This is a genomic window from Methylobacterium trifolii (assembly GCF_022179685.1).
In the GTDB taxonomy this organism is placed as follows: Bacteria; Pseudomonadota; Alphaproteobacteria; order Rhizobiales; family Beijerinckiaceae; genus Methylobacterium; species Methylobacterium trifolii.
This window is the reverse complement of sequence record NZ_BPRB01000057.1, coordinates 1-26239: the sequence shown is the minus strand read 5'-3', so window position 1 is coordinate 26239 and position 26239 is coordinate 1. Positions and strand designations below refer to the sequence as shown.

Genomic DNA, 26239 nt, shown 5'->3' with positions numbered 1-26239 from the left:
GGCCGCCGCGCACATATCCCGGCCGTCCGGCACGGCCCAACCGATCCGGCGTGAGCGCAAAGCAATGGCAACCGACATCCTCGTCCCGACGCTCGGCGAATCCGTGAGCGAGGCCACCATCGGCCGCTGGTTCAAGAAGCCCGGCGACGCGGTGGCGGCCGACGAGCCCCTGGTGGAACTCGAGACCGACAAGGTGACGCTCGAGGTCAACGCCCCGGCGGCCGGCGAACTCGGCGAGATCCTGGTCAAGGACGGCGAGACGGTGGAGCCCGGCGCGCTGCTCGGCTCGATCGTCGAGGCGGGCGCCGGCGGGGGCAGCGGTAAGAAGGAAGCCCCGAAGAAGGCGGCCGAGACCAAGTCCGAAAGCCGCAGCGAGGCGCCCAAAGCCGCCGAACCGTCGCAGACCAAGTCCTCCGAGGACTCTTCGGCCGGCTACGGCAACCACGGCGAGGCGGCCCCGCAAGGGGTGCGGTCGGCCGACGACAACGGCCCGGCCGTGGGCAGGCTCGCCCGCGAGTCCGGCCTCGACCCCTCCGGCGTCAACGGCAGCGGCAAGGACGGCCGCGTCACCAAGGGCGACATGCTCGACGCCATCGCGAAGGGCGCGTCGCAGCCGGCACCCGCTCCCGCCAGGGAAGCGCGCCCGACCCCGCCGCGCCCGGCCTCGAAGCCAGATGATGCCGCGCGGGAAGAGCGCGTGCGCATGACCAAGCTGCGCCAGACCATCGCCCGCCGCCTCAAGGACGCGCAGGACACGGCGGCGATGCTGACCACGTTCAACGACGTGGACATGGGCGCCGTGATGGCGATGCGCACCCAGTACAAGGACATGTTCGAGAAGAAGCACGGCACGAAGCTCGGCTTCATGGGCTTCTTCACCAAGGCGGTGATCGGGGCGCTCAAGGACGTGCCGGCCGTCAACGCCGAGATCGACGGGCAGGACCTCGTCTACAAGAACTACTACCACATCGGCATCGCCGTCGGGACCGACAAGGGCCTCGTGGTGCCGGTGGTGCGCGATGCCGACGACCTCTCCATCGCCGGCATCGAGAAGACGATCAGTGGCTTCGGCAAGAAGGCGCGGGACGGCAAGCTCTCCATCGACGAGATGCAGGGCGGCACCTTCACCATCACCAACGGCGGCATCTACGGCTCGCTGATGTCGACCCCGATCCTCAACGCCCCCCAGTCGGGCATCCTCGGGATGCACCGGATCGAGGAGCGCCCGGTGGTCCGGGCCGGCAAGATCGAGGCGCGGCCGATGATGTACCTGGCGCTGTCCTACGACCACCGCATCGTGGACGGGAAGGAGGCCGTGACCTTCCTGGTGCGGGTCAAGGAGGCCCTGGAGGACCCGGCGCGGCTCGTGCTGGACCTGTGAGGAGCGTCGGGCCGCATGCCGGATGCAGACTTGGGTGCTCGTTTCGGAGATCGTGCGGAACCTCGGTCTCGCACTTGCGGCCTTCGGCGGCTTGGTTCTCGCTTGGCGAAAGTTGACGCCTGAGCGCACGCAAGCGGGCTCCGCAGCAGCCCAGGCGGAGCTTGCCCGTCGTGCCCATGTCACGGAACTGTTTAACCGGGCCGTCGGACGACTCGTGGACGAGCGTCTTGAGGTTCGCCTGGGTGCGATCTACGTGCTTCGTGAGGTCAGCCGCGATTTTCCCGATCTCGCAAATCCGGTATTCGAGTTGCTGCAGACGCACCTGCGCATGCGTCGTCCAGATGACAGCGACCCGAATCCTCCGATCGACGTACAGGCTATCATCAGTACGTTGCGCATGAGGATTGGGGCAGATGAAAAGTCAGCCGATGAATAGGACCGCTCCGGTTCTCGACGTGCACGGCGCGTTCCTTCAGCGGACGAACTGGAACGGGACCACCCTGCATAAGGCCGATCTGTCGAGGGCCGACGCGAGCGGTGCGCAGTTCAGGGATGCGGATTTTCTCGGCGCCCGTCTCGTCGGGACGATCCTGCGTGGCGCCGATCTCACGGGCGCGAAGAACTTGACGGTGGAGCAGCTCGCCGGCGCCGTCATCGACGAGCGCACTCTGTTGCCGGCCTATATCGATAAGGAACGGCTGTACCGCGCAATCGAAGCCCCCTCGGAACCCGCGGGCACACGCTCCTGATGTCGCCTCGGCACGATCTCCCGACCGTCCTCGATGCCGGACGCGTCCGCTCCTCCGGCGGCCCCCTTCCGGGCGCATCCCGAGAGGTCGGCCGGTGACGCCCTCCTCCGACGCCGTCGCGGTCGTCACCGGCGGCGGCCGGGGCATCGGCCGGGCCGTGTCGCTCCTGGCGGCGCGCCGCGGCTACCGGGTCTGCCTCAGCTACGTCTCGGACGCGGGCGCCGCCAAGGCCGTCGTGGCCGCGATCGAGGCGGAGGGCGGCCGGGCGGTGGCGGTGCGCGGCGACGTCGCCGACGAGGGCGACGTGGTCGCCCTGTTCGAGGCGGCCGACCGTCTCGGCACCGTCACGGCGCTCGTCAACAATGCCGGCGTGGTGGACGTGGCCGCGCGCGTCGACGCGATGGGCGCGGCGCGCCTGCACCGGATGTTCTCGACCAACGTCGTCGGCAGCCTGCTCTGCGCCCGCGAGGCGGTGCGGCGGATGTCCACGACGCACGGCGGCCGGGGCGGGGCGATCGTCAACCTGTCGTCCGTGGCGGCCAAGCTCGGCGGGGCGGGGCAGTACGTGGACTACGCCGCCTCGAAGGGGGCGATCGACAGCTTCACCGTCGGGCTCGCCCGCGAGGTCGCCGACGAGGGCATCCGCGTCAACGCGGTCGCGCCGGGGGTCATCGACACGGAGATCCACGCCAGCGGCGGCCAGCCCGGCCGGGCCGCGGCGATGGGCCCCTTTGTGCCGATGAAGCGGGCCGGGACGGCGGAGGAAATCGCCGGCCCGATCCTCTGGCTGCTCTCGGACGAGGCCGCCTACACCACCGGCGCCATCCTCGACGTGTCGGGCGGACGCTGACCGCAGGGATTCCGACCACGGCCCGCGGCGCTCCGCCCGGCCGCAGATCGCATTCGAACCAGGAACGAAACGCCATGAGCAGCTACGATCTCGTCGTCATCGGCACCGGCCCCGGCGGCTACGTCTGCGCCATCCGCGCGGCCCAGCTCGGCCTGCGCACCGCGGTGGTCGAGAAGCGGGCGACCCACGGCGGCACCTGCCTCAACGTCGGCTGCATCCCCTCCAAGGCGCTGCTCCACGCCTCGGAGGCCTTCGAGGAGGCCACCAAGCACTTCCCGGCGCTCGGCATCGACGTCGGCACGCCCAAGCTCGACCTGAAGACGATGCAGGGCTTCAAGGCGGAGGCGGTGGCCGGCAACACCAAGGGCGTCGAGTTCCTCCTGAAGAAGAACAAGGTCGAGACCTTCCACGGCACCGGCCGGATCGCGGGCGCCGGCCGCGTCGAGGTGATCTCGGAGGATGGCGGCAACCGGATGCTGGAGACGAAGAACATCGTCGTCGCCACCGGCTCGGACGTGACGCCGCTGCCGGGCGTGACCATCGACGAGACGGTGGTGGTCTCCTCCACCGGGGCGCTCGAACTCGACCGGGTGCCCAAGCGCCTCCTGGTCATCGGCGCGGGCGTGATCGGGCTCGAACTCGGCTCGGTCTGGCGCCGGCTCGGCGCCGAGGTGACGGTGGTGGAGTATCTCGACCGGGTGCTGCCGGGGATGGACGGCGAGGTCGGCAAGCAGTTCCAGCGCATCCTGGAAAAGCAGGGCATCGCCTTCCGGCTCTCCACCAAGGTCACCGGCGTCGAATTGGGCAAGAAGGGCGCCGCCGTCACGGTCGAGCCCGCAGCCGGCGGTGAATCCGAGAAGCTCTCGGCCGACGTGGTGCTCGTGGCCATCGGCCGGGTGCCCTACACGGCCGGCCTCGGCCTGGAGGGCGTGGGCGTGCAGGTCGACGCCAAGGGCCGCATCCAGACGGACAACCACTATGCCACCAACGTCACCGGCATCTACGCCATCGGCGACGTGATCGCCGGGCCGATGCTGGCCCACAAGGCCGAGGACGAGGGCGTCGCGGTGGCCGAATTGCTGGCGGGCCAGTCCGGCCACGTGAACTACGCCGTGATCCCGAACGTGGTCTACACCTACCCGGAGGTGGCCTCGGTGGGCCGGACCGAGGAGGAGCTGAAGAAGGACGGAATCGCCTACAATGCCGGGAAATTCCCGTTCACGGCCAACGGCCGGGCCAAGGCCAACGGCACCACTGAGGGCTTCGTGAAGGTGCTGGCTGACGCCAAGAGCGACCGGGTGCTCGGCGTGCACATCGTCGGCGCGGATGCGGGCAACCTCATCGCCGAGGTCGCGGTGGCGATGGAGTTCGGCGCCAGCGCCGAGGACATCGCCCGCACCTGCCACGCCCATCCCACCCTGACCGAGGCGGTCAAGGAGGCGGCGCTCGCGGTGGGCAAGCGCGCGATCCACGTCTGACGGGGGTTCGCCTTCCGTCCCCCCATTGCGGCGGGGGAGGGAGAAAACCTGCTCACGCCGAGCGGCGTTGCGGGGCGAGGTCGGCGATGCGGAGCAGTGCGGTGGGGGCCGGGGGGGCCGTGAGGGCGTTCAGCAGGTAGGGCCGGCGCAGGCCCAGCGCGTGGTGGAGCGCGAGGTCGATGTCGCGGGGGTAGAACGGCATCCTCAGGACGAACTCGACGCCGAAATAGCGCGCGGCCTGGGCGATGGGCTCCGGGTCGCTCATCGTCAGCAGGGTGATGTGGGCGGGCAGGCCCAGGGTCTGGACCTGGCAGGCGAGTTCGAGGCCGTCGATCCCGTCGAGCTTGGTGTCGATGAAGGCGAGGCCGTAGGTGCCGAGCTTCATCAGCTTCAAGGCGTGGCGCCCGCACTCGGTCTCGTCCACCGCCAGGTTGAAGCCGCTGCGGGTCAGCACGCGGGCGACGGCGCCGCGCCCGGCTTCCGACGAGGAGGCCAGCAGGGTCCGCGTCGGCCGGCGTCGGCGGGCGTCGGCGTGCAGCAGGCTCTCGATGTGGGCGGGGTCGAGGGGCGTCTTCAGCACCTCGTAGGCGCCGAGGCTCTGGGCCAGGTCCTGCCATTGCGGCAGGACGCGGGAGGTGATGAGGACCAGGCAGGGCAGCACCCCGCCGCGCTTGCGTGCGAACGCGACCGCTTCGGGGCCGCTCAGCCCGTCGAGCTTCATCCCGACGAAGGCGAGCGTCGGCTTGTGCGCGAGGACGATGTCGACGAGGTCCGTGCCCGACGTGGCCTCGTGGATCAGCGCGGAGGCGTCGAACCCCCGTACGATCTCCGCCAGGGTCGCGCGCCGGTCGGCGTCGCAATCCGCGATCACGACGTTGGCCGGACCCGTGTCGAGGATGCTTCCGGGCATGGCTGGCCGTCCAATCCTTCTAAATCTCCCGTAGTTTTAGACGACAAAGGTGAGCGCTGCCTTAATCAGCATGGGGGTGCGCCTATGGTTTCGGTAGATTGCCGTAATTGTATAAAATGTTACCTTTCAGCTTCTAATGCATCCATAGGTTGCGCCTCCGGCCAGGGCCTGGCGCCCGGCCGCGCGGTCCGGCCGGCACGGGGATGGGTGGCGTCGAAGGCGCTCATCAGGCGGGTGGCGTCGACCTTGGTGTAGAGCTGGGTCGTGGACAGGGAGGCGTGGCCGAGCAGTTCCTGGATCGCGCGCAACTCCCCCTGCCGGGCGAGGAGATGGGTGGCGAAGGAGTGGCGCAGGGCGTGCGGCGTGGCGCTGTCGGGCAGGCCGAGGGCCCCGCGGGCACGGGCCACCGCATACTGGATGATGCGGGGCGACAGGGGGCCGCCGCGGGCGCCGACGAAGAGCGGCCCTTCGGGAGGCAGAGGGTGAGGGCAGGCGGCGACGTAGGCCGCGACCGCCTGCGCCACCACCGGCAGCACCGGCACCATCCGCTCCTTGGCGCCCTTGCCGAGCACGGTGAGCGCGTCGCAGCCCGGCAGAGGCGCGTCCCGGCGGGCGATGCCCAGGGCTTCGGAGATGCGCAGGCCCGCCCCGTAGAGCAGGGCGAGCACGGCGGCATCGCGCATCAGCACCCAGGGCTCCCGGTCCTCGCCCGCGCGCAGGTCCGCATCGGTCAGCGCCCTGGCGGCTGCGACAGGCAGGGGCCGCGGCAGCCGCCGCTCGACCTTGGGCGAGCGCACCGCGCCCAGCGCCGCCACGGTGCCGTGGCCCTCGCGCTCCAGGTATCGGGCGAAGGAGCGCAGGCCCGCGAGCGCCCGCATCAGGGAGCGTCCGCCGACCTCCTCGGCGCGGCGTGCGGCCATGAAGCCGCGCACGTCGCGGGGCTTGAGCGCCACGATCCGCTCCAGGCTCGGGGTGCCGTGGCGCCGGTCGAGGTGGGTGAGGAACTGGCGCAGGTCCCGCTCGTAGGCCACGACGGTGTTGGCCGCCATCCGCCGCTCGCGGGCGAGGCCGTCGCCCCAGGCGAGCACGGCCGCCCGCAGCCGGGCGTCGCCCGGTGCCATCGCGATCGGAACGGTGCCGGCGGTGTCTGGTGAGGAATTCGCGCGCATGCCCCATCGGAGGCCGGAGGGGTTGAGGGCGGATTAAGTGCCCCTCACAAAACCCCGGATCGGCGGGAGTCCTCCGTCCGGCCGCCTCGCATATCCGGCCCGATGCTGTAGGCTCGGCTCGAAACCCTGCCCGAGCCGGAAAACCCCCGATGCTGCGCGAGATCGTCCTCGACACCGAGACCACCGGCACCGACGCGAAGAACGGCGACCGTCTGATCGAGATCGGCTGCGTCGAGCTGTTCAACCACATCCCCTCGGGCAAGACCTTCCACCGCTACGTCAACCCGCAGCGGGCGGTCTCGGAGGGGGCGTTCGCGGTGCACGGGCTCTCCGACGCGTTCCTGTCCGACAAGCCGGCCTTCTCCGCGATCGCGGCCGACCTGCTGGCGTTCTGCGGCGACGCCCGGCTGGTGATCCACAACGCCCCCTTCGACGTGGGCTTCCTCAACATGGAATACGCCCGGCTGGGTGCCCAGGCGCCCAAGCCCATCGCGCTGGAGGCGGTGGTCGACACCCTGCCGATGGCGCGGCGCAAGCACCCCGGCGCGCCCAACAACCTCGATGCCCTGTGCAGCCGCTACGGCATCGACACCACCCGGCGCACCAAGCACGGGGCGCTGCTCGACGCGCAGATCCTGGCCGAGGTCTATATCGAGCTGCTCGGCGGCAAGCAGGCGAGCCTCGGGCTCGGGGCCGTCGCGGCCACCGCCGTCTCGCTCGCCGGGGAGGAGGCCGCCGCGCTGGGCCCGCGCGTGAGCCGGGCGCGCCTGACCGAAGCCGAGCGGGCCCGGCACGACGCCTTCCGCGCCGGCCTCGGTCCGAGCCCGGTCTGGGCCGACTATGTCGGCGAGGACGCCGCTCCCTGAGGCTTTGGTTCCGCCGCTTATTGCAATGCAGCATTGCTTGGTGCGTTGCGTTAGGTCCTATTGCATCGCACAATGCGGCTGGCCTATATCATCCCGTGGATGGTGAGGGGATGCCCGCGATGATGGACGTGACGCCCCGGTCCGGACCGGGCACCCACCTGAACGCCGCCTCGTCCCCGAGGCTCCGGCCCGCCGCGAAGCCTGCGGAGTCCGAAACGATCACGACCGACCTCGACCATGTGAGCCTCGACGATGTGGACCTGGGCCACGTCGACCGGCTCGTGGCCGAAGGCGTGTTCTCCAACCGCTCCGACTCCATCCGCCCGGCGATCCGCAACGCGATCGAACGCCACGCCGAGGTGACGCGCCAATCGCTGGCCCGGCGCAGTGTCGCGCCCGGCCTGTGCCGGGCCGACGACGTCACCCCCGAACTCGCCCGTGCGGCGATCGCCTCCCTGGCGGTGTCGGGTTGCCTCCAGGCCAGCCCGGCGGTGCGCCGCGCCCTGGCCGACCGGCTGCGCTGACCCATCCCCGTCTTCCCGCCGCGCCGCCTTCCCGTGCCCCGTCCGCGCGCAAGGCGCCCCAAGGAAAGCCAGACCCGATGACCGATCACTCCGCGAACATGCAGGGCCGCATCGCCGACATGATGGAGGCGACGCGGCTCACCGGCAGCGGCCGGCTGGAGGAGGCGACCGCCCTGATCCAGCGCAGCCTGTTCGACCTCAACCCCTACCCGGCCCAGCCGGCCCGCGACCGCACCGCCGAGGCGCCCCCGGTGCAGCACAAGGCCATCTCCACCGGGGACGCGCAGCCCAACCCCTCCGCCGCCACGCAGGCCGCCCTGGTGCCGGAGCGGGTGCGCGAGGTGATCGGCAGCGTGGCCCGCGGCCTCGCACCCATGCTCAAGGGGCTCGGAGGCGGTCTCGGTGCGGGCCTGCGGGCACCCGAGCCGCAGGAGGGCGGCGGGGGCAGCTTCGTCGCCCGCTCCTTCGCCAACGCGGCCGGCGCGCGCGACTACAAGCTGTTCATCCCGAGCCGCCCGAAGGCGCGGGCGCCCCTGGTGGTGATGCTGCACGGTTGCACCCAATCCCCGGACGACTTCGCCGCCGGCACCGGCATGAACGCGCTGGCCGAGCGCGCCGGCATCTTCGTGGCCTATCCCGGCCAGACCGGGCGGGCGCACGCGCAGAAGTGCTGGAACTGGTACGAGCCCCGCGACCAGGGCCGCGAATCCGGCGAGGCCGCGATCATCGCCGGCCTGACCCGCGCGGTGATGGAGGAGCACGGCATCGATCCCGCCCGCGTCTACGTCGCCGGCCTCTCGGCGGGCGGGGCCGCGGCGGCCAACCTCGCCCGCGCCTATCCGGACCTCTACGCGGCGGTGGGCATCCATTCCGGCCTGGCGGCCGGCTGCGCCCGCGACCTCGGCTCCGCCCTGATGGCGATGCAGGGCGGCGCGCCGGGCTCGACCGCCCCGAACGGCTTCGGGGCCGCGCCCGAGACCCTGCGCGTGCCGACCATCGTCTTCCACGGCGAGGACGACACCACGGTCAGCGCCCGCAACGCCGACCAGATCCTGGCCCAGGCGGGCGCGGACGGCCTGAAGCCCGCCGAGGAGCGCTTCGAGGGGCAGGGCCACCCCTTCACCCGCACCCGCTACAGCGACGCGCGCGGGCGGGTGCTGGTGGAGAGCTGGCGGGTGCGCGGGGCCGGCCACGCCTGGTCGGGCGGCGACACGCAGGGCAGCTACACCGACCCGCAAGGCCCCGACGCCTCCCGCGCCATGCTCGACTTCTTCGCCGGCCACCGGCTCGGAGCCGTCCGGGGCTGAGGGCGGCGGTTTCCCGTCCCCGCAAAGGGGGGAGGGTTGTGAGAAGGCGGCGGGTGAGGCCCCTCACACCGCCACATTGTCGATCAGCCGCGTCGCCCCGAGATAGACCGCCGCGAGCACGCGGGCTGGGCCGGCGACCTGCGCCACCGGGGCCAGGGTGTGGGCATCGCAGACCGCCAGGTACTGCACCGCGAAGCCGGCGGCCTCCAGCGCCGTGATGCCCGCCGACAGGGGGCCGGCGGCAGCCGCGCCGTCGCGCAGCGCGCGGGCGATGTCGTTCAGCACCGCGTGGAGGCGGGGGGCGACACTGCGCTCCTGCGGGGTGAGGTAGCGGTTGCGCGAGGACAGGGCGAGGCCGTCCGCCTCGCGGATCGTCGGCACGCCGCGGATCTCCACGGCGAGGTCGAGGTCGGCCACCGCCTGCTGGATCACCCGCAGCTGCTGAAAGTCCTTCTCGCCGAACAGGGCCACGTCCGGCCGGACCTGGGCCAGGAGCTTCGTCACCACGGTGGCCACGCCCGAGAAGTGGCCCGGCCGGAAGGCCCCGCAGAGGCCGTCCGTCAGGCCCGCCACCTCGATCCGGGTGGAGAAGCCCGGCGGGTACATGGCGGCGGCCTCCGGCGTCCAGGCCGCGTCGGCGCCGGCCTGGGCCAGCAGGGCGATGTCGGCCGCCACGTCCCGCGGATACCGGGAGAAGTCCTCGCTTGGCCCGAACTGCGTCGGGTTGACGAAGATGCTCACCACCGCCCGGCGGCCGATGGTCCGGGCGTGCTCCACCACGGCGAGGTGGCCGCGATGCAGGGCGCCCATGGTCGGCACGAGCACGACGGTCTCGCCCGCGACGTGCCAGGCCGCGACCTGCCCGCGCAGGGCGGCCAGGTCCGTGAGAAGCCGGGGCGCGTCGGTCGGGGGCGTAGGGGGCAAGGCTCGGGCTCCGCGAAAGGGTCGCTGCGCGGGCTGACTTAATCGAGCGCGGCGCCGAAGAACACCGGTTCCGGCCGGGCTCCGGCGTCAACGACTACTTCTTGTCCAGAACCTCGATCGGGTTGGTGCGCTGGCTGGCGGGGGGCTCCTGCGTCAGGTTGCTCGTTCCCTCCGGCGCCCGCGCCTTGCCGCCGGAATCGGGCTGCGTCGGCACCGTGCCGCTGGCGAGTTCGAGGCAGGTCACCATCTCGACGTAGGACGGGTAGCCGCCGGCCCGGAACTGGCTCTCGCACTGCTTCTTGGCGGCGGGCGTGTAGTCGCCCCAGCGGCGCTCGGCTTCCCGCCTGGCGTCCCGCTCCGAGCGCAGGCAGCCGTCGATGTTGGCCTGGTCGCTGAGGCCGGAGGCCGCGTTCTGCGCCGACTTGCAGGTCTTCTCCACGTCGAGGGACGGCACCGTGTCGGCGCGGGCCGGCCCGGCCAGGATGGCGAAGGCGGCCAGCGCCAGGGTGCCGAATTGGGTGCCGGACAGGGTTGGTCTCATCTCTCTCGCGCTCACGATCGCCGGGGCCGGATGGCCGATCCCGGCACAACGCGCGGCAGCGGCCCTGGGCACCGCACGCGCGAAAAAGTTCGGCCCCCTTCAGGGCGCGTGGGCCGCGCGCAGGGCCGCATCCAGGTCGCGGAACAGGTCGTCGGTGTCCTCGATGCCGGTGGAGAGGCGCAGGAGGTCGGGCGGGCAGGGGCTGCCCGGTCCCTCCACCGAGGCGCGGTGCTCGATCAGGCTCTCGACGCCGCCGAGCGAGGTCGCCCGCTTCCACAGGGCGACGCGGGCGGCGGTCGCGATCGCGGCCGACTCCCCGCCCGCGACCCGGATCGAGAGCATGGAGCCGAAGCCCCCCTCCATCTGCCGGCATGCCACCGCGTGGCCCGGATCGTCGGGCAGGCCGGGATAGAGCACGTGGGAGACGTGCGGATGGGCGCGCAGGCGCCCGGCCAGCGCCATCGCGCCGGCGGCCTGGGCCGCCGCGCGCAGGTGCAGGGTGCGCAAGGACCGCATCAGCAGGTAGGCCTCGAACGGCCCGAGGATGGCGCCGCCGCTCGCGCGGATCGACACGATCCGGGCCCAGAACGCGTCGGCTTGGCTGCCGGCCAGCACGCCGGCCACCACGTCGGAATGGCCGTTGAGGATCTTGGTGCCCGAATGCATCACGATGTCGGCCCCCAGGCTCAGGGGCCGGGTGTGCACCGGCGAGGCGGCGGTGGAATCCACCGCCAGCCGGGCGCCGGCCGCATGCGCGATCTCGGCCGCCGCAGCGATGTCCGTGACCGTCCAGAGGGGGTTGCCCGGCGTCTCGATCCAGACGAGCTTGGTCCGGCCCGGCCGCATCGCGGCGCGCAGCGCTTCGAGGTCGTCGGCCGCCACGAAATCGAGGTCGAGCCGGCGCCGGGGCGCCTCCTCGCGCAGCCAGCGCTTGAGCGCCCAGTACATGATTGTGGGCGCCACCACGTGGTCGCCCGGCTCCAGGGCCGAGAACACGGCAGTGGCCGCCGCCATGCCGGAGCCGAACAGCAGCGCGCCTGCGCCTGCCTCTTCCAGCATGGCGAGCACGGCCTCGGCTTCCCGCACCGTGGCGTTGTCCGGCCGGGCATAGGCGAAGCCGGAGGAATAGGCGTTGTCGGGGTCGCGGATGAAGGTGGTCGAGAGGTGGAGCGGCGCCACCACCGCCCGCGTCACAGGGTCGACGTGGCCCATGGCCTGCGCGGCCAGCGTCTTTTTGGACAGGCCTGAGCGAATCGGATCGTCCGGCGGGGGGGCTGCATCCGCGGACGTGTCCGGCGCGTTGGGCTGTGGCATGGCGTTTCCCGGCTCGGCATCATTCCGCGACGTGTTTCGCGGTTTGCGGGTGAAATGATGCGGTCAAGAGGAGCCAAGTGGGGTGGCGTGTGCGAAGCCACGCCACCCCACTTGGTCTGGCGGCGATGCCCGCCGCCTGACACGAACCCGGTCCGGATCGCAACCCGACGATGCGAGGGACGATTGCCGCAGAGGAGCCCACGGCCGATGACGTCCGCCACGCAGGTCCCCGCAAGCCCGGCCCTGCCGCCCTGGCTCCGGCTCGCCGCCGCGATCCTGCCGGTGGCGGCCACCGCATTCGTCGGCTCGGTGGCGACCCAGGCCGAGATCCCCGGCTGGTATGCGGGCCTGACCAAGCCGGCCTTCAACCCGCCGGACTGGGTGTTCCCGGTGGCCTGGACCATCCTCGACGTGATGATCGCCCTCTCCCTGTGGCGGCTGCTCGGCGCCAGGCCGCGCACCGGCCCGTCGCGCAGCGGCTGGTGGCTGGCGCTGGCTGCCTTCCTGGCCCAGCTCGCCCTCAACGCCGCCTGGACGCCGACCTTCTTCACCGCCCACGCCATTGGCGCCGGCCTCGTGGTGGTGGCGATGCTGCTGGTCATGGTGCTGTGGAGCATCCGCCTGGCCTGGCGCTTCGACCGGGCGGCCGCGTGGCTGCTGGTGCCCTACGCCGCCTGGGTCTCCTTCGCGACGCTGCTGAACGCGGCGATCCTGCGCCTGAACTGAGGGACAGGGTTAACCGAGGGTTTTCACGGGAAACATTTTTGGGACGGGACGGGCGGTTCCACGGCCCTGCAAGTCCGGCTAGACACGCCTCCCGGCCACCGAGGACGCGCCCATGACCGCCATCACCACGCGCATCGCCACCGAACTCGGCGTGGCCGAGGCGCAGGTGCGGGCGAGCGTGGACCTCCTCGACGGGGGCGCGACGGTGCCGTTCGTCGCCCGCTACCGCAAGGAGGCCACGGGGGGCCTGGACGACGCGCAGTTGCGCACGCTGGAGGAGCGCCTCGGCTACCTGCGCGAGATGGAGGCGCGCCGCACGGCCATCCTCGAGGCCATCCGCGAGCAGGGCAAGCTCGACGCCAAGCTCACCGCCCGGATCATGGCCGCCGAGACCAAGGCGCGCCTGGAAGACCTCTACCTGCCGTTCAAACTGAAGCGCCGCACCAAGGCCCAGGCCGCCCGCGAGGCCGGGTTGGAGCCGCTCGCCGACTCACTGCTCGCCCAGCCCGAGCGCAGGCCGGCGGAGCAGGCAAAACCCTTCGCCGGCCGCGAGGGCGTGGCCGACACGGAGGCCGCCCTGGAGGGCGCCCGCGCCATCCTGATCGAGCGCTTCGGCGAGGACCCGGAACTCGTGGGCCAGATCCGCGAGACGATCTGGCAGCGCAGCCTGATGACCGCCAAGGTCCGCCGCGGCAAGAAGACCGAGGGCGAGAAGTTCGCCGACTATTTCGAGTGGCAGGGCCGCCTCTCCAGCCTGCCCTCGCACCGTATCCTCGCCCTGTTCCGGGGCGAGAAGGAGGAGGTGCTCGACCTCGACATCACCGATCCGCCGAGCGAGGCGCCGGGCCCCGGCCAGCCCGCCTGGCAGGAGCGGCGGATCGCGGCCGCCTTCGGCATCGCGGACAGGGGCCGGCCCGGAGACGCGTACCTCGCCGAGACCGTGAAGAAGACCTGGAAGACCAAGCTGAAGCCGGCCCTCGACACGGACCTGCGCGCCCGGCTCTGGTCGGTGGCGGAGGAAGGCGCGGTGGCGGTGTTTGCCGGCAACCTGCGCGACCTGCTGCTCGCCGCCCCCGCCGGCCCGCGCGCGACGCTGGGACTCGATCCGGGCTTCCGCAGCGGCGTGAAGGTCGCGGTGGTGGACGCGACCGGCAAGGTGGTGGCCACCGACGTGATCCATCCGCATGAGCCCCGGCGCGACTGGGCCGGGGCGCTCACGGCGCTTGCCTGCCTCTGCCGGGCGCACAAGGTGGACCTCGTCGCCATCGGCAACGGCACCGCCTCCCGCGAGACCGACCGGCTGGCGGCCGAGTTGATCGCCGGCCAGCCCGACCTGAAACTCACCAAGGTGATGGTGTCGGAGGCCGGCGCCTCGGTCTACTCGGCCTCGGCCTATGCCTCGGCCGAACTGCCCGGCCTCGACGTGACGCTGCGGGGCGCGGTCTCCATCGCAAGGCGGTTGCAGGACCCGTTGGCGGAACTCGTCAAGATCGAGCCGCGGGCGATCGGCGTCGGGCAGTACCAGCACGATCTGGCGGAAGGGAAGCTCTCCCGCTCCCTGGACGCCGTGGTGGAGGATTGCGTGAACGGCGTGGGCGTCGATGTGAACACCGCCTCGCAGCCCCTGCTCGCCCGCGTCTCGGGCCTGAGCGAGCGGGTGGCCGGCAACATCGTCAGCCACCGGGACGCCAACGGGCCGTTCCGGGCGCGGGCCGCCTTGAAGAAGGTCGCGGGCCTGGGGCCCAAGGCCTACGAACTCGCCGCCGGCTTCCTGCGCATCCGCGGCGGCAGCGACCCGCTCGACGCCTCGGGGGTACACCCGGAGGCCTATCCCGTGGTCAAGACGATCGCCGCGGCCACGGGCCAGCCGATCGCCGCGCTGATCGGCAACGGGCCGGCGCTGCGCGCCCTGAACCCGCAGAAGTTCGTGGACGCGACCTTCGGCCTGCCGACCGTGACCGACATCATCGCGGAACTGGAGAAGCCCGGCCGCGACCCCCGGCCGGCCTTCCGCACCGCGACCTTCAAGGAGGGCGTCGAGACCATCGGCGACGTGAAGCGCGGCATGCGGCTGGAGGGCGTCGTCACCAACGTGGCCGCCTTCGGCGCCTTCGTGGACATCGGCGTGCACCAGGACGGCCTCGTCCACGTCTCGATGCTGGCCGACCGCTTCGTGAAGGACCCGCGCGCCGTGGTGAAGCCCGGCGACGTGGTGCAGGTCCACGTCCTGGAGGTGGATGCCGCCCGCAAGCGCATCGCCCTCAGCATGCGCTCCGACGACGGGGAGCGGGCGGCGAGACGGGACGCATCGCCCGCGTCCCGGCCCGCGGCCGGCGCCAGACCGCCCGCGGCTCCCAAGCCCGCGCCGGCACCCGAACCCACGGGCGCCCTGGCGGACGCCCTGCGCCGGGCGGCCCGCGACCGCGGCCGGGGGTCCTGACGCCGCGCTATCCCCGGGCGCGCGGCCGTGCCATCAGCGCGCGGTGACAGACAGCCCCGCCCCCGCCCATCCCGAATCGCTCGCGCGCCTGGGCTGGTGCGCGTTCTTCGCCGACCAGCGAACGGACGACGAGACGGCGCTGGCGCCCGCCCGCATCGCCACGGTCCACCGCGCCCGCCTCACCGCGATCGGAGCGGACGGCCCCGTCCGGCTGGTGCTGCCGGTCCATGCCAACACCGGCGACTTCGCCGTGGGCGACTGGGTGCTCGTCGAGCCCGAGACCCGGCTGCTGCACCGCCGCCTCGACCGCAGGACGGTCCTGGCCCGGCGCAGCGAGGCCAGCCCCCTGCCGCAACTGGCAGCGGCCAACGTGGACACGCTGTTCGTCGTCACCTCCTGCAACGCCGACTTCAACCCGGCCCGGCTGGAACGCTACCTCGCCCTGGCCAACCAGGCCGGGACCGAGCCGGTGATCCTCCTGACCAAGGCCGACACGGCCGCCGACGCCACCATGTTTCGCGATGCGGCCGCAGCCCTGCAGCGGGACCTGCCCGTGGTGATCCTCGATCCGCGGACAGACGGGGCGGTGGCGCTGGCCCCCTGGTGCGGGCCGGGGCGGACGGTGGCCCTCGTCGGCTCCTCGGGGGTCGGCAAGTCCACCCTGGTCAACACGCTCGCCGGCCCGGAGCAGGACGTTCCCCAGGCCACCGGCGAGATCCGCGCGCACGACGCCAAGGGCCGCCACACCACCACCGCCCGCTCGCTCCACGCCATTGCGGGCGGCGGCTGGGTCATCGACACGCCGGGCATCCGCAACCTCCAGGTCAGCGATTCCGCCTACGGGATCGAGGTCCTGTTCGCCGAGATCACCGAGCGCGCGCCCCATTGCCGGTTCCGCGACTGCACCCACGCCCACGAGCCCGGCTGCGCCGTCCAGGCGGCGGTCACGGAGGGCAGCCTCGACCCCGAACGCCTGGCCCGCTGGCGCAAGCTGCGCGACGAGAACCAGGCCGGCACGCCCGATACGAGCGGGCCGCGGGGCGGGCAGGCCGCACCGGGCCGCGGCCGGAGGCGCTGAGCGGGCCTACGCCCCCTCGTGCTCAGGCCCCGGCTGCTCCTCGCCCGCGGGCTTGTCGTCGTCGCGGGCGCGGTGGAGCAGGAAGATCGAGGCGACCATGGTCAGGATCAGGCCGGCCAGCACGCCGAGCTCGATCATCGAGGCCCGGAACAGGGCCTCCTTCTCGGGCGACCAGTCCTTTCCGTGCATGATCTCGGAGGATTGCAGGGTGATGACCAGCACCCGCCGGATCGAGGCGATCAGCCCGACGATCAGGAACGGCTCGCAGGTGAGCTTGCCCGAGCGCATCGAGACCCGCACCGTGTGCAGGATCTCGACCAGCATCAAGAGGAACAGCAGCCGGTCCACCACCTCCAGGATCTGCGCCGCGCCGCCGAGCGCCTTGAACGCCGCCCAGGTCAGCCCGACGGCATCCACCAGGGCGATGATCGCGGTCAGCGCCAGCAGCAGGCCGAGGGCTGCGTAGATCGCGTGCTCGGTGTGCAGGAAGACGAAGCTGGAGATCCGCGTCAGTCGCCCCTGGGACTCCGGATCATCCGCCATCGCGCACCGCCCTCTTTCGCGTCGTCCCTGCCAACGCGCGGACGGCCTCAACGGCTCCCGGCGACCCGCCGCCTCAGTGCAGGAACGGCAGGGCGTGGGGCGCGAGGTAGCCCAGGCCCAGCAGCACCGCGCCGGCGAGTCCCAAAAAACCGCCGGCGAAGACGAGGATCGCGATGCCGGTAATGACCTCGGCGGAGGCCAGCACGATGCCGATCTGGAAGGCGGCCGAGGCCAGCTCGTAATGGTGGTAGCGCAGCAGGGAGAGGTCGCGCCGGTCCTGGCTGGCCTTGGCCTTCTCGGCGAGTTCCTTGCGGCCCTCGCCCGTGGCGGGCTCCGACTCCCAGCGGGCCAGGGTCTTGGCCCATTCCGCGCGCTTGGCCTGGACCGCGTCCTGGTTCGGTCCCGGCGGGATCAGGGCGAGCGCCTCGTCGGCGGTCTTGAGCACGGTGCCGCGGATGGTGCGGGCCTGGAAGTAGGCCCACTGGTTGGCGGCCTCGACGTTGGAGCCGATCGCGTCCGTCTGCGCCGCCTTGCCCAGCGTCTCGCTGAAGGCGAGGAACAGCGCCAGTATCGAGATCAGGAGCGCGACGCGCTTGTTGGACCCCTCGATCGCCCCGTGACCCGACATGCCGTCCCGACCTCTCCGTTGATTCGTCGGGGCGAGTCACAGCGCATCGGGGGCCGTGATGCAATGCGGGATCGGTAAGTCCGCGCGCATTCAGGCCGCAGCGGACAGCCGCGCCCGGGCCCCTGCGCAAGGAACCCCGACCGGCTCTCGCCGGCCGCCTCGGCGGCGCGGTCGATCCGCTTCAGCAGGCCTTCCTCGACCGAGATGTTCACGCGCACGGCCCGTCCGGGCAGGTCCACGTCGATGCAGCCGGTGAGCCGGAATGGTGGTCGCGACCTGAGATTGGGCCGGACGACCCGCGACGTGGCGCGGCGCAGCCGCGTGGTCGATACTGGCGCCGATTCGTCGCCGACGGGACCGATCGATGCGCACCCTCCTGCTCCCCCTCGCCTGCCTGGGCCTGCTCCTGTCGGGTCCGGTCCACGCCCAGGCACCCCAGGCACCCGGAACACAGGCGACGATCGATCCGGAGCGCCTGGCCGCCGCGCGCGACGTGGTGCGGCGGGCCCAGGGAGACCGCGCCGCCCTGCTGGAGGCGATGACCGCCCCGATGATCGGGATGGTGCGGCAGATGGGCCTCGACGATGCCGCCAAGGCCCAGGTCGTGGTGCGGGAGGTGATCATGCCGATCCTCGCCGCGCATTACGAAGAACTGCTCTCCGTGCAGGCTCTGTCCTTCGCGGCGGTGCTGCCCAAGGAGGACCTGCAGGCGATCGCGGCCTTCTACGACACCCCGGCGGGCCGCAACCTCGTCAAGGTGCAGCCGCAACTGTCGCAGGCGATGCTGACCGGGATGCAGAAGTGGCTCGGCACGCTGACCGGCGAGATGCAGGCCAAGATCGCCGAGGCCGCCAAGGCGCACGGCTGGAACCCGGGCGCGAGGCCGAAGGCGAACTGAAAGACCTACTCCGCCGCCTCGACGAAGAGGGTGCCGGCGCGCGGCAGGTCGAGGGTCTCCCAGGTCTCGACCAGGGCCGCCGTCAGCTTGGCGATCCGCGCCTCGTCGTGGAAGGGCGAGGGCGTGATGCGCAGGCGCTCGGTGCCGCGGGGGACGGTGGGGTAGTTGATCGGCTGGATGTAGATGGCGTGGCGCTCCAGCAGGTGGTCGGCCGCCGCCTTGCAGAGTTCGGCGTCGCCCACCATCACCGGCACGATGTGGGTCTCGGTGGGCAGCACCGGCAGGCCGGCCGCCTCCAGGGCCGCCTTGGTCCGGGCGGCCTGGCGCTGGTGCGCCGCGCGCTCGACGCTCGACCGCTTGAGGTAGCGCACCGAGGCGCGCGCCGCCGCCGCGATGGCCGGCGGCAGGGCGGTGGTGAAGATGAAGCCCGCGGCATGGCTGCGCACGGCATCGCACAGCAGGGCCGAGCCGGTGATGTAGCCGCCGACGCAGCCGAAGCCCTTGGCCAGCGTCCCCTCGATCACGTCGACCCGGTGCATCACCCCGTCGCGCTCGGCCATCCCCGCGCCGCGCTCGCCGTAGAGGCCGACCGCGTGGACCTCGTCGAGGTAGGTCATCGCCCCGTAGCGCTGGGCGAGGTCGCAGATCTTCTCGATCGGCGCCACGTCCCCGTCCATCGAGTAGACGCTCTCGAACACGATGAGCTTGGGCCGGTCCCCGGCGGCCGCGAGCAGCTCCTCCAGGTGGGCGAGGTCGTTGTGGCGGAAGACGCGCTTCTCGCAGCCGGAGTGGCGCACGCCCTCGATCATCGAGTTGTGGTTGAAGGCGTCCGACAGGATCAGGCAGTCGGGGATCAGCTTCGCGATGGTGGAGATGCCGGCTTGGTTCGAGACGTAGCCGGAGGTGAAGACGAGGCCCGCCTCCTTGCCGTGCAGGTCCGCGAGTTCCCGCTCCAGGTCCACGAGGGGAGAATTGTTGCCGGCAATGTTGCGGGTGCCGCCCGCGCCGACGCCGCAGCGCCTGGCCGTTTCGGTCATGGCCGCGACCACATCCGGGTGCTGGCCCATGCCGAGGTAGTCGTTGGAGCACCACACCGTGATCTCGGTGGTCCGCCCGTCCGGGCGGCGCCAGTTGGCGGTGGGGAAGCGGCCGCTGATGCGCTCGATGTCGGCGAAGACCCGGTAGCGGCGCTCCCCGTGCAGGCGCTCCAGGGCGTTGCGGAAGTGTCCCTCGTAGTCCGTCCCGGCGGCGCGCTCCCGGATCGGGGTCGTCGTCGGGGCGGCTTGCATCCGGGTCACGGGCATGGCGGTCCTTCAAGGCTGACCGGGCGGGGGGCGTCCGGGGCGCGGGATCGTCGGGCGGGCCCTTTCACGGCACCGTCGGCGCAGCGATGTGGCTGCGCCCGATCTCGCATCGGGTTGGAGGAATCCGGCGGCGACCATCGCGGCCGGGACGGAGGATACAGGCGGATCTGGAATTGGTTCAAGGTAAAGTCGGGCATCCCTGCCTTGCACCCGTGGCGAGGGGTGGGGAAAGCCGGTACGAGCCCACGGCGACGATGGGTCGCGCGAAGCCGATGACGGATTCCGAGAAGGACAGGCGTACCGAGCGCCTCAAGGCGGCGCTGCGGGACAACCTGCGCCGACGCAAGGCCCAAGGGCGCGGCCGGGCCGAGGACGCAGCCGTGACGGACGGGACGCCCGCGGACGCCACATCGAACGGTGCGGCACCGGACAGGACGCCCTCCGAGAAACCCTGACGGCCCGTCCCGATTCGGACAAAACCGGTCTATAGGGTGCGGCCAAGCCTGGGTGCCGTGCATCCGGATGGACAGACCGGCGCCGCGCGGACCCGAGGGACGGGTGCGGCGCGAAGGAACCGACATGGACCGCATCCACATCACCGGCGGCACGCCGCTCAACGGCACCATCCCGATCTCGGGGGCCAAGAACGCCGCCCTGCCGCTGATGATCGCGAGCCTGCTCACCGGCGACACCCTGGAACTCGCCAACGTGCCGCGGCTGGCCGACATCGCGGCGCTGGTGCGCATCCTGGGCAACCACGGCGTCGACCACATGGTCGTGGGCAAGCGCCCCGGCCAGACCACCGAGACCGGCCAGACCATCCGGCTCACCGCCTCCAACGTCATCGACACCACGGCGCCCTACGAGCTGGTCTCGACCATGCGGGCGAGCTTCTGGGTGATCGCCCCCCTGCTCGCGCGCTTCGGCGAGGCCAAGGTCTCCCTGCCCGGCGGCTGCGCCATCGGCACCCGGCCGGTGGACCTGCTGCTCATGGCCCTCGAAAAGCTCGGCGCGCGGATCGAGATCGACGGCGGCTACGTCGTCGCCAAGACGAAGAACGGACTGCGCGGGGCCGAGATCGACTTCCCCAAGGTCACGGTCGGCGGCACGCACGTAGCGCTGATGGGGGCCGCACTCGCCTACGGCACCACGGTGATCGCCAACGCCGCCCGCGAGCCGGAGGTGGTGGATCTGGCCGAATGCCTGATCAAGATGGGCGCGCGCATCACCGGGGCCGGCACGCCGCGCATCGTGGTCGAGGGCGTGGCCCGGCTGAACGGGGCCCGCCACGAGGTCCTGCCCGACCGGATCGAGACCGGCACCTACGCCATGGCGGTGGCCATGACCGGGGGCGACGTGATCCTCGAGAACACCCGCGCCGACCTGCTGCATTCGGCCCTGGACGTGCTCGCCACCACGGGGGCCGAGATCACGCAGGTGCCGGAGGGCATCCGGGTGCGGCGCAACGGCGCCGGCATCGCCGCAGTGGATGTCACCACCGACCCGTTCCCGGGCTTCCCCACCGACCTGCAGGCGCAGTTCATGGCGCTGATGACCCTGGCCCAGGGCCAGTCGCGCATCCGCGAGACCATCTTCGAGAACCGCTTCATGCACGTGCAGGAACTGGCCCGCCTCGGCGCGAAGATCCGCCTCGACGGGGATCTGGCCATCGTCGAGGGCGTGGAGCGCCTCAAGGGCGCCCCGGTGATGGCCACGGATCTGCGCGCCTCAGTCTCCCTCGTGATCGCGGGGCTGGCGGCGGAGGGCGAGACCCAGATCAACCGGGTCTATCACCTCGACCGCGGCTTCGAGGCCCTGGAGGCCAAGCTCGGCCGCTGCGGCGCACGCATCGAGCGGGTGCGGGCCTGAGGTTTTTCGCGATCAGTCGGTCGAACACGCTGCAATAGCGGATGGCGACGCGTGGGACGCGTCGCCATCCGCTGTCAGGCGGCCCGCACGGTGGCGAGGAAGCGCTGGACCTCGCCGCCGAGCTGGCCGGACTGGCGCGCGAGCTCCGAGGCGGAGGCCAGGACCTGCGCGGCGGCGGCCCCCGTCTCCTCCGCCGCGCCGGCCACGGTGGCGATGTTCTCGGTCACCTGCCCGGTGCCCTGGGCGGCCTGCGAGACGTTGCGCACGATCTCCTGGGTGGCCGCGCCCTGCTGCTCCACCGCCGCCGCGATCGAGGCGGACACGGCGCTGATCTCGCGGATGCGCCCGGTGATGCCGTCGATGGCCGCGACCGTCTGGCCCGTGGCAGCCTGGATGCGGGTGATCTGGCCCGAGATCTCCTCCGTGGCGCGGGCCGTCTGCGCGGCCAGTTCCTTGACCTCGGCGGCCACCACGGCAAAGCCGCGCCCCGATTCGCCGGCGCGGGCCGCCTCGATCGTCGCGTTCAGCGCCAGCAGGTTGGTCTGGCCGGCGATCGTCGCGATCATGCCGACCACGTCGCCGATCCGGGTGGTCGCCTGGGACAGGTCCTGCACCTGCGCCGCGGTGGCCCCGGCCTCGTTCACCGCCGCCTGCGCCATCTGCGCCGAGCCGGTCACCTGCCGCCCGATCTCCAGCACGGACGAGCCGAGTTCCTCGGCGGCCGCCGCCACGGTGTTGACGTTGCAGGCGGCCTCCTCGGCGGCGGCCGCGACGCTGACGGATTGCTGCGCGGTCCGCGTGGCGGTGCCGGACATGCTGCGCGCCGTCGCCTGGAGTTCGGTGGCCGAGGCGGTCACCATGCCCACGATCCCGCTGACCGCCGCCTCGAACCCGTCCGCCATCTCCTGCATCATCGCCGTGCGCCGCGTCGCCGCGGCGGCTTCGACGTCCCGCTGCCCGGCACGCAGCCGCTCGGTCTCGAGGAGGCCGTCGCGGAAGACGGCGAGCGAGGCGGCCATGGTCCCGATCTCGTTGCGGGTCGTGGCGTAGGGAATCGCCGCCGTCAGGTCGCCCTTCGCGATGGTCTGCATGGCCTGCGTGATGCGCGCGATCGGCCGGGTGACGCCGCGCAGGACGAACAGGATTCCGGCAAGGCCGAGCAGGATCGCGCCGCCGCAGACCGCCAGCGTGATCCAGATGGCGGTCTCGTAGGCCGCCTTCGAGGTGGCCTGCGCGTTCAGGGAGCCCGCATTGTTCAGCTTGGCGTCCTGATCGAGGAGTTTCATCAGGGTGTCGAAGACCGGGCGCGCGCCGTCGAACAGGGCGAGCGTCGCCGCCGGGTCCCCGCTGCGCATCGCCGCGGGAAGCTCCGCGCGGAGCCGGTCGTACTGCGCGTAGCTCTGCTCGATCTGGTCGAAGAGGGCCTTCTCCTCCGCGGAACTCACCAGGGGCTCGTACGCCCGCAGGGCGGTCGCGACGGCCTTCGTGCGCTCCTCGCCGATCCGGGCGAGGTCCGCCGGCGCCTCCTTGCCGATCAGGTAGCGGGAGTCGAGGAGGCGCAGCCGGCTCATCGTGTACTTGAGTTCTCCCACCGCATGCACGCTGGGAAGCCAGTTCGTGGCGATGTCGGTGGTGCCGGCGTTGACGATACCGATCTGATAGACGGCGAGGCCCCCTTGAAGGCCGAGCCCGAGCATCAGAATGCCGAAGATGGCGATCAAGACCGCATTCAGGGAGAGGCGCATCGCGTGTCCGGAGCGTTCGATGGGCTATCGGACCTGTCGCGCACAGGGATGGATAGGCCGTTGGAGGCTCCTCCGAGGTACTGTCATCTCGGTAAATAGACGATGACCACTGGGCCTTTTCTTACCCGTCGCGCAGTCTTGTCTCAAAGCCGAGGTCCATCGTCGTGGAGAGGACGACGACGGGTCCGTTCAAGCAGGATCTGCTGCGCCGGGGCGCCTGCCCGGCCGGCCGATCCCCTCACCGGGGCGGCCGGCGCCGTGCTCAGCGCCCGGAGCCGGGCTCGTGGATGGGGCAGCCGTTGAAGCGCTCGCGAAAGTCGGCCGCGTGCCGGTACGGCGCGTTGCGGGCGCGGTTGATGTTGCCCAGCGGCCGGTGCGCGGCGAGCCCCGTCCAGACGCTGAACCGCATCGCCTCGTCCACCGCCTGCACGCGGGCCTGATCCCAACTGTCCTGCGGATCGACGGTGATCGTCGCCACCCGCTGGAACGGCGCCTCGTCCTCGTCCCACGCGACGGTCGGGTCCTCGACGGGCTGGCGTTCGCGGTCGCGGCAGAGCTGCACCCGGAACTCCCACACGCCCGCGATGCCAGCCATCTCGGCGCGCACCGTCTCGCGGATCGCGTCGGGCCGGCCGGAGGCGTCGATCGTGTTGCCGGTGAGCGCGGTCAGCGCCGGGGAGACGGGGGCCAGCGAGAACTTGGCGATATGGTCGCCGTAGCGGAACGGGGTGACGCTGTAATAGGTCTCGCCGAGGGGGTCGACGTTCGGCGCACCGCCCAGCGCGGCCACCGTCGTGCTCTCGATGCCCACCGCCTGCAGGGCCGTATTGACGCCGCGCAGCACCGTCGAGGCCGCGACCTTCAGGCCCTCGGCCCGGTCGGTGGTGCCGGCGAGCAGCTTGAGGCTGCCGAGGAATTTTTTCGCGTTCGGCGCCTGGAAGACCTGGCCGTTGACCATGATGAAGTTCTGGGTCGTCCCGTCCGCGTCGGGCAGGCGCTCGCCGTCCACGTCCAAGACCTTCAGGGCGAGGCCGCGCGGCAGGGAGACGGCGTCGGGCAGGATGTCGCCCGCGTTGGTGGACAGGCGCATGTAGACCCTGTGCTCGCCGGGCGCGGCGAACAGCCCCTGGGCCAGTTCCGGCGGCAGGCCCGCGTCGATCCTGAGGACGCCCTCCAGGATGCCGTGCGCCTTGGCGTGCACGGAGCGCACGGCATGTCCGGCATTCCCGGCGACCGTCTCCAGGATGGTGTCGAAGGTATCGTTCAGCTTGGCGATGGTCTCTCCCTCGTCGGGCGTCACGTCCTCGACGTCGGGGCTGTAGCGGACGGGGGCTGCAAGCATGAACGGGCTCCGGTTTTACTTGCCGACAACCGGATATGTCTGGACCTGTTCCAGGCTGCGCAGGCCGGTCAGCCGCCGGCGCCGGTCACCGCCCGGATGATCCGCGCCACCTCCGCCTCGGCGGCCGCGAAGCCCAGGCCGGTGTCGATCAAGAAGTCCGCCCGCTCGCGCTTCTCGGCGTCGGGCATCTGCTTGGCGCGGATCGCGTCAAACGCAACCTCGGTCATGCCGGGGCGGGCGAGCACGCGGGCGCGCTGCACCTCCGGGGCGGCGGTGACGACGAGGACGGCGTCGCACGCGGCCGCGCCGCCGGTCTCGTAGAGGAGGGGGATGTCGAGGAGCACCAGGGGCGCCTCGGCTTGGCGACGCAGGAACTCGCGGCCCACCGCCTGGACCAGGGGGTGCACGATGCCCTCCAGGGCGGAGAGCCTCTCGGGCCGGCCGAGCACCGCCTCGCGCAGGCGCGCCCGGTCGACGCCGCCATCGGCTGTGAGCGTGCCCGGAAACGCCGCCCCGATCGGTCCAGCCGCCGCGCCGCCCGGCCCGTAGAGGGCGTGGACGGCCGCATCCGCATCGTGCACCGGCACCCCGTGCCTGGAAAACATCGCGGCGGTGGCGGACTTGCCCATGCCGATCGAGCCCGTCAGCCCGAGGACGAAGGTCTTTTGCCGGCTCATCGGGGCAGCAGGTCGGCGACGATCACGTCGCGCAAGGCCGCATCCACCACCGGCCGTACCCCGAACCAGGCTTCGAACCCCGGCACGGCCTGGTGCAGCAGCATGCCGAGGCCGTCGACCGCCGCGAGCCCGCGTCCGCGGGCGGCCGCCAGCAGCGGCGTCTCCAGGGGCACGTAGACGATGTCGGCCACCGCCGCATGGGCCGGCAGGGCGTCGAGGTCGATGTCGAGGGACGGGTGGCCCGCCATGCCGAGCGAGGTGGTGTTCACCAGCAGGCCGGCCTCGCCCATCAGCCGGGGCAGGTCGGTCCATTCCGCCGGTTCAGTGATGCCCGGCGCCAGCGCGGCCAGGGCCTCGGCTCGGCCAGGGGTGCGGTTGGCGATGCGGATACGGGTGAGGCCGCGCTCGGCCAGCCCCACCACGATCGCCCGCGCGGCCCCGCCGGCCCCGAGCACCAGGGCGCTGCCGCCGGTGCGCGCCGGCCAGTCGGGCGACAAGCTCTGGTCGAGATGGGCGATGAAGCCCGGCGCGTCGGTGTTGTCGCCCGAAATCCGCCCGTCCGGCCCGACGATGAGGGTATTCACCGCCCCGATCTTTTCCGCACGCGGCGTGAGGGTGTCGGCCAGCGCGAAGGCCGCCTCCTTGTGCGGGATGGTGACGTTGCCCCCCGCAAAGCCCGAGCCGGGCAGGCCCCGCACGAACTCCGAGAAGGCGTCGGGGGCCACGTCGATGCGCGCGTAGCTGCCACTGATGCCGTGCCGGGCCAGCCAGTGGCCATGGATCAGCGGCGAGCGCGAATGCGCGATCGGATGGCCGACGACGAAGGCGCGTCTCATAGGGGGACCGGGGAATGGGTGTGGGGACGGGCCGACTCGGACATCGGACCGCGCTTCCCTCCCCCCTCTGCGGGGGAGGGTGGCCCGCGAGCTAAGTCGGGAGAGGGGAGCGCCGTATCCAGACAGCGCGCTCCCCTCTC

Annotated in this window: 27 protein-coding genes; 14 read left to right on the top strand and 13 right to left on the bottom strand. The window is 71.9% G+C overall.

Annotated elements, in window-relative coordinates; translation table 11 throughout:
• The first annotated feature begins 64 nt into the window (after positions 1-64).
• The 5 genes from odhB (at position 65) to lpdA (ending at position 4458) form a co-directional block, all read left to right on the top strand.
• The gene (odhB, locus tag COGEMETH_RS05135) at positions 65-1381 is read left to right on the top strand and encodes a 2-oxoglutarate dehydrogenase complex dihydrolipoyllysine-residue succinyltransferase (RefSeq protein ID WP_238181531.1); all 1317 of its coding nucleotides are present in this window, start codon (positions 65-67) and stop codon (positions 1379-1381) included.
• Positions 1382-1403: 22 nt separating this feature from the next.
• Positions 1404-1817, top strand: a complete 414-nt coding sequence (locus tag COGEMETH_RS05130) for a hypothetical protein (protein ID WP_238181530.1) — start codon at positions 1404-1406, stop codon at positions 1815-1817.
• Positions 1795-2130 carry a pentapeptide repeat-containing protein gene (locus COGEMETH_RS05125; protein WP_238181529.1) on the top strand — a complete coding sequence of 112 codons (336 nt, stop codon included), beginning with the start codon at positions 1795-1797 and terminating at the stop codon, positions 2128-2130. Before COGEMETH_RS05130 ends, COGEMETH_RS05125 begins: the two co-directional genes overlap by 23 nt.
• A gap of 94 nt (positions 2131-2224) precedes the next feature.
• Positions 2225-2980: an SDR family oxidoreductase gene (locus COGEMETH_RS05120; protein ID WP_238181528.1), complete on the top strand. Its 756-nt coding sequence runs from the start codon at positions 2225-2227 to the stop codon at positions 2978-2980.
• 74 nt (positions 2981-3054) lie between these two features.
• Positions 3055-4458 (top strand): dihydrolipoyl dehydrogenase, encoded by a 1404-nt coding sequence (gene lpdA / locus COGEMETH_RS05115; protein WP_238181527.1) that lies wholly within the window; start codon positions 3055-3057, stop codon positions 4456-4458.
• Positions 4459-4510: 52 nt separating this feature from the next.
• Here the strand turns inward: lpdA and COGEMETH_RS05110 are convergent, their stop codons facing one another.
• A complete protein-coding gene (locus COGEMETH_RS05110; protein ID WP_238181526.1) occupies positions 4511-5368 on the bottom strand; it encodes a response regulator in 858 nt (285 codons plus the stop codon).
• Between the two features lie 119 nt (positions 5369-5487).
• Positions 5488-6489 carry a tyrosine recombinase XerC gene (locus tag COGEMETH_RS05105; protein ID WP_373875317.1) on the bottom strand — a complete coding sequence of 334 codons (1002 nt, stop codon included), beginning with the start codon at positions 6487-6489 and terminating at the stop codon, positions 5488-5490.
• Positions 6490-6686: 197 nt separating this feature from the next.
• On the opposite strand from COGEMETH_RS05105, the gene dnaQ reads away from it, so the two are divergent.
• From dnaQ to COGEMETH_RS05090, 3 genes are all read left to right on the top strand, one after another.
• Positions 6687-7403, top strand: coding sequence for a DNA polymerase III subunit epsilon (gene dnaQ / locus COGEMETH_RS05100; protein ID WP_238181524.1), 717 nt, complete (start codon positions 6687-6689; stop codon positions 7401-7403).
• 119 nt (positions 7404-7522) lie between these two features.
• Entirely contained in the window at positions 7523-7927 is a 405-nt protein-coding gene (locus tag COGEMETH_RS05095; protein ID WP_373875316.1) for a ribbon-helix-helix domain-containing protein, read from the top strand.
• Between the two features lie 77 nt (positions 7928-8004).
• Positions 8005-9234, top strand: coding sequence for an extracellular catalytic domain type 1 short-chain-length polyhydroxyalkanoate depolymerase (locus tag COGEMETH_RS05090; protein WP_238181523.1), 1230 nt, complete (start codon positions 8005-8007; stop codon positions 9232-9234).
• 63 nt (positions 9235-9297) lie between these two features.
• Here the strand turns inward: COGEMETH_RS05090 and panC are convergent, their stop codons facing one another.
• From panC to COGEMETH_RS05075, 3 genes are all read right to left on the bottom strand, one after another.
• Positions 9298-10158, bottom strand: a complete 861-nt coding sequence (gene panC / locus COGEMETH_RS05085) for a pantoate--beta-alanine ligase (RefSeq protein ID WP_238181522.1) — start codon at positions 10156-10158, stop codon at positions 9298-9300.
• A 94-nt stretch (positions 10159-10252) separates the two neighbouring features.
• Positions 10253-10699 (bottom strand): hypothetical protein, encoded by a 447-nt coding sequence (locus COGEMETH_RS05080; protein WP_238181521.1) that lies wholly within the window; start codon positions 10697-10699, stop codon positions 10253-10255.
• A gap of 99 nt (positions 10700-10798) precedes the next feature.
• On the bottom strand, positions 10799-12013 hold the full coding sequence (locus COGEMETH_RS05075) for a trans-sulfuration enzyme family protein (protein WP_238181520.1): 1215 nt from the start codon (positions 12011-12013) through the stop codon (positions 10799-10801).
• A 207-nt stretch (positions 12014-12220) separates the two neighbouring features.
• Between COGEMETH_RS05075 and COGEMETH_RS05070 the strand changes: the two genes are divergently transcribed.
• The 3 genes from COGEMETH_RS05070 (at position 12221) to rsgA (ending at position 16257) form a co-directional block, all read left to right on the top strand.
• On the top strand, positions 12221-12739 hold the full coding sequence (locus COGEMETH_RS05070; RefSeq protein ID WP_238181519.1) for a TspO/MBR family protein: 519 nt from the start codon (positions 12221-12223) through the stop codon (positions 12737-12739).
• A 112-nt stretch (positions 12740-12851) separates the two neighbouring features.
• A complete protein-coding gene (locus COGEMETH_RS05065; RefSeq protein WP_238181518.1) occupies positions 12852-15179 on the top strand; it encodes a Tex family protein in 2328 nt (775 codons plus the stop codon).
• Between the two features lie 43 nt (positions 15180-15222).
• Entirely contained in the window at positions 15223-16257 is a 1035-nt protein-coding gene (rsgA, locus tag COGEMETH_RS05060; protein ID WP_238181517.1) for a ribosome small subunit-dependent GTPase A, read from the top strand.
• Between the two features lie 6 nt (positions 16258-16263).
• Here rsgA and COGEMETH_RS05055 read toward each other — a convergent pair whose 3' ends face one another.
• The 3 genes from COGEMETH_RS05055 to COGEMETH_RS25770 form a co-directional block, all read right to left on the bottom strand.
• Complete coding sequence (locus COGEMETH_RS05055) at positions 16264-16800, bottom strand: phosphate-starvation-inducible PsiE family protein (RefSeq protein WP_238181516.1); 537 nt, start codon at positions 16798-16800, stop codon at positions 16264-16266.
• Between the two features lie 73 nt (positions 16801-16873).
• Positions 16874-17428, bottom strand: a complete 555-nt coding sequence (locus tag COGEMETH_RS05050) for a DUF4337 domain-containing protein (protein ID WP_238181515.1) — start codon at positions 17426-17428, stop codon at positions 16874-16876.
• Positions 17377-17640 (bottom strand): type II toxin-antitoxin system HicB family antitoxin, encoded by a 264-nt coding sequence (locus COGEMETH_RS25770; RefSeq protein ID WP_373875315.1) that lies wholly within the window; start codon positions 17638-17640, stop codon positions 17377-17379. The genes COGEMETH_RS05050 and COGEMETH_RS25770 overlap by 52 nt, the downstream gene beginning before the upstream one ends.
• 152 nt (positions 17641-17792) lie before the next feature.
• Between COGEMETH_RS25770 and COGEMETH_RS05040 the strand changes: the two genes are divergently transcribed.
• A complete protein-coding gene (locus tag COGEMETH_RS05040; protein ID WP_238181514.1) occupies positions 17793-18326 on the top strand; it encodes a DUF2059 domain-containing protein in 534 nt (177 codons plus the stop codon).
• 5 nt (positions 18327-18331) lie between these two features.
• Here COGEMETH_RS05040 and hemA read toward each other — a convergent pair whose 3' ends face one another.
• Complete coding sequence (hemA, locus tag COGEMETH_RS05035) at positions 18332-19630, bottom strand: 5-aminolevulinate synthase (protein WP_373875314.1); 1299 nt, start codon at positions 19628-19630, stop codon at positions 18332-18334.
• Positions 19631-19884: 254 nt separating this feature from the next.
• Between hemA and COGEMETH_RS05030 the strand changes: the two genes are divergently transcribed.
• Together COGEMETH_RS05030 and murA are read left to right on the top strand one after the other, a co-directional pair.
• Positions 19885-20085, top strand: coding sequence for a hypothetical protein (locus COGEMETH_RS05030; RefSeq protein WP_238181513.1), 201 nt, complete (start codon positions 19885-19887; stop codon positions 20083-20085).
• 124 nt (positions 20086-20209) lie between these two features.
• Positions 20210-21499: a UDP-N-acetylglucosamine 1-carboxyvinyltransferase gene (gene murA / locus COGEMETH_RS05025; RefSeq protein ID WP_238181512.1), complete on the top strand. Its 1290-nt coding sequence runs from the start codon at positions 20210-20212 to the stop codon at positions 21497-21499.
• Between the two features lie 74 nt (positions 21500-21573).
• Here murA and COGEMETH_RS05020 read toward each other — a convergent pair whose 3' ends face one another.
• The 4 genes from COGEMETH_RS05020 to COGEMETH_RS05005 form a co-directional block, all read right to left on the bottom strand.
• Positions 21574-23244: a methyl-accepting chemotaxis protein gene (locus tag COGEMETH_RS05020; RefSeq protein ID WP_238181511.1), complete on the bottom strand. Its 1671-nt coding sequence runs from the start codon at positions 23242-23244 to the stop codon at positions 21574-21576.
• Between the two features lie 262 nt (positions 23245-23506).
• Positions 23507-24586 (bottom strand): catalase family protein, encoded by a 1080-nt coding sequence (locus COGEMETH_RS05015; RefSeq protein WP_238181510.1) that lies wholly within the window; start codon positions 24584-24586, stop codon positions 23507-23509.
• Between the two features lie 68 nt (positions 24587-24654).
• Positions 24655-25263, bottom strand: a complete 609-nt coding sequence (gene coaE, locus COGEMETH_RS05010) for a dephospho-CoA kinase (protein WP_238181509.1) — start codon at positions 25261-25263, stop codon at positions 24655-24657.
• A complete protein-coding gene (locus COGEMETH_RS05005) occupies positions 25260-26099 on the bottom strand; it encodes a shikimate dehydrogenase (RefSeq protein ID WP_238181508.1) in 840 nt (279 codons plus the stop codon). Before COGEMETH_RS05005 ends, coaE begins: the two co-directional genes overlap by 4 nt.
• Positions 26100-26239 lie beyond the last annotated feature (140 nt).